Genomic DNA, 2,468 nt, shown 5'->3' on the forward strand with positions numbered 1-2,468 from the left:
CACGACATGGCCTTCGCCGCCAAAGCAGCCGACCGGGTCGCGTACTTCGAGAACGGTGCCATCGCCGAAGAAGGCGACCCCCGCAAGCTGCTCTCCGACCCGGAGACCCCGGGACTGCGAGCCTTCGTCGACGCCGTCCGTTTCTGAGGCACAGCCTCGTCCCAGAAGGAGGGGCCGCCAATTCGCCACAGCGACCAGCGGCCCCTCCCTATCGCCGGTCCCCGCCCCGGCTAAGGTAACGCTTCGCGTTGCTGATCGACTCCCCCCTTCTTGACACAACCGCCTTGCCAGGAATGGCAAGGCGGTTGTGAGCGCAATACCTGAATGGACGCTCGGATGGGAGCGTCCCCATAGCGAAAGGAATGCAATGAAAGCAGATAAGACCGCTGTCGTCACCGGTGCCGGCGGAGGCATCGGGAGCGCAGTTGCATCGCGTCTTGCGGCGGATGGCATGCACGTGTTCGCCCTCGATGTCCGCTTCGCCGACGATGCTTGGAAGGAGGATCCAAATCAGGAACGCATCGAGCCCATTGCCGTGGACCTTGGCGATCCATTGGCGATCAAGGCCGTCTTTGAGCAGCTCGCAAAGCGCCTGAACTCCCTCGATGCCCTCGTGAACTGTGTGGGCATCATGCGCCGCGGTGACGCCCTCTCCATCACCCCTCAGGATTGGTCGGACACGTTCCGGGTGAACGTCGACGGCGTGTACTTCACATGCCGCGAGGCGATCCCGCTGCTCGCCAAGGCCGGGTCCAGCGCGATCGCGAACATCGCTTCGAACTGGGGGTTGACCCCCTCTCGGGGGCACATCGCCTATAGTGCCTCCAAGGCCGCCGTCGTCTCCCTGAGCAAGAGCCTTGCCCTCGACCACGGACATCAGGGCATTCGCGTCAACGCGGTGTGCCCGGGTGAGATCCTCACGCCGATGGTGGAGCAGAAGCTGCGTGACAACGGCTTGACCGAGGAGGACCTTGCCAAGCCGATCCCGATCGGGAGGGTAGGACGGCCGACAGACGTTGCCGCGCTGATGTCCTACCTCGTGGGTCCCGAGTCTACGTACATGACCGGCGGCGCTGTTGAGATCACGGGGGGGCTGTGGTCATGAGCGGGGGCAACGGGGCACGGGACGCCCGAAGCGGTGGAGCGCTTGACGGGCGCAGAATCCTCGTCACCGGTGCAGCCGGTGGGATCGGAACAGCCATCTGCCGGGTGCTCCATCGCGACGGCGCGCGCCTCGCCATACACTACGGCTCCAGCCGGGAGCAGGCGGAGGCGCTTGCCGCGGAGGGGGGCGCCCGGTCGGTGAGTTTGCAGGCCGATCTCACATCGGAGACCGGTCCGGGCGATCTCTGGAACGCCGCGACCGAGGCACTCGGAAGCATCGACGTGCTCATCAACAACGCCGGCCTCTGGCTGCCCTCCCCGCTCGAGCCGGAGGCCGAGTGGGTGGCTGGCTGGGACGCGAACATGGTGCTCAATCTGCGTTCGGCCGCATGGCTGACCAGGCGCGCAGTGCTTGATTTCAAGTCGAAGGGCGGCGGGGCGATCGTCTCGCTGTCGAGCCGCTCCGCGCTGCGTGGCGACGACGCGGATCACCTCGCGTACGGTGTGGCGAAGGCCGGGCTGCAGAACCTCATGAAGGGCGTGGCGCGCGCATACGCGCACCTCGGCATCGTCGCATACTCGATCGCGCCGGCCATGGTCGGAACCCAGATGATCGCGGGACACATGGACGCCGAGAAGCTTGCTTCCCTGCCGATGCGCGAGGTTGTGCCGCCAGAGGACGTCGCCGAGACGGTGGCATTCCTCGCATCCGGGAAGGCGCGGCACATGACCGGAGCAACCCTCGACATCACCGGGGCCGACTACGTGAGGTAGGAACTGCTTCCTGATGGGCAGCGGAGGGGTCGACAGCGTTGCCAGGGCTGTCGACCCCTCCTCGTGCTTTCAGCGGCCGACGGCGGTGAGTGCGGCGTCGTAGATTTCGACGGCGCGGCGTACCTCGTCGCCGGTGACGATGGCAGGCGGGACGACGTGGATCCGGTTGTCGGAGGTGAAGGGCAGGAGGCCGCGGGAGACGAGCTCGGTCTTGAGCTGTCCCATGAGGGCGGCCGAGACGGGTTCCTTCGTGGTCCGGTCTTCGACGAGCTCGAGGGCCCAGAAGACGCCGGTGCCGCGGACCTCGCCGATGATCTGGTGTTCGGCCGCGAGGCCGAGCAGGCCGGGTTTGAGGTGGTCTCGGCCGATCCGGGCGGCGTTGCCGATGATGCCCTCGTCCTCGAAGGCTTCGATGGAGGCCACGATCGAGGCTGCGGCGAGGGGGTGTCCGGAGTAGGTGAGGCCGCCCGGGAAGACGCGCTCGTCGAACGTTGCCGCGATCTCCTCTGAGATGATGACCCCGCCGACCGGCACGTAGCCGGAGTTGACGCCCTTGGCGAAGGTGATGAGGTCGGGGCGGACGTCGAAGG

3 protein-coding genes are annotated in these 2,468 nt (G+C 66.7%); 2 read left to right on the forward strand and 1 reads right to left on the reverse strand.

The genetic code is table 11. The features are described 5' to 3' along the window. Nucleotides 1-367 precede the first annotated feature (367 nt). Both LK10_RS04440 and LK10_RS04445 read left to right on the forward strand, forming a co-directional pair. Nucleotides 368-1,105: an SDR family NAD(P)-dependent oxidoreductase gene (locus LK10_RS04440; protein ID WP_043120492.1), complete on the forward strand. Its 738-nt coding sequence runs from the start codon at nt 368-370 to the stop codon at nt 1,103-1,105. After that, entirely contained in the window at nt 1,102-1,878 is a 777-nt protein-coding gene (locus tag LK10_RS04445; protein WP_052206952.1) for an SDR family NAD(P)-dependent oxidoreductase, read from the forward strand. The genes LK10_RS04440 and LK10_RS04445 overlap by 4 nt, the downstream gene beginning before the upstream one ends. A gap of 69 nt (nt 1,879-1,947) precedes the next feature. On the opposite strand, the gene LK10_RS04450 is transcribed toward LK10_RS04445, so the two are convergent. Further along, on the reverse strand, nt 1,948-2,468 hold a 521-nt coding region (locus tag LK10_RS04450; protein ID WP_043120493.1), incomplete at its 5' end, for an aminotransferase class III-fold pyridoxal phosphate-dependent enzyme.

Source organism: Sinomonas humi, from assembly GCF_000802235.1.
Classification (GTDB): Bacteria; Actinomycetota; Actinomycetes; order Actinomycetales; family Micrococcaceae; genus Sinomonas; species Sinomonas humi.

Coding starts and splice junctions, on each gene's coding strand:
- LK10_RS04445 (WP_052206952.1), top strand. CDS start 1,102: ATGAGCGGGGGCAACGGGGCACGGGACGCCCGAAGCGGTGGAGCGCTT.
- LK10_RS04440 (WP_043120492.1), top strand. CDS start 368: ATGAAAGCAGATAAGACCGCTGTCGTCACCGGTGCCGGCGGAGGCATC.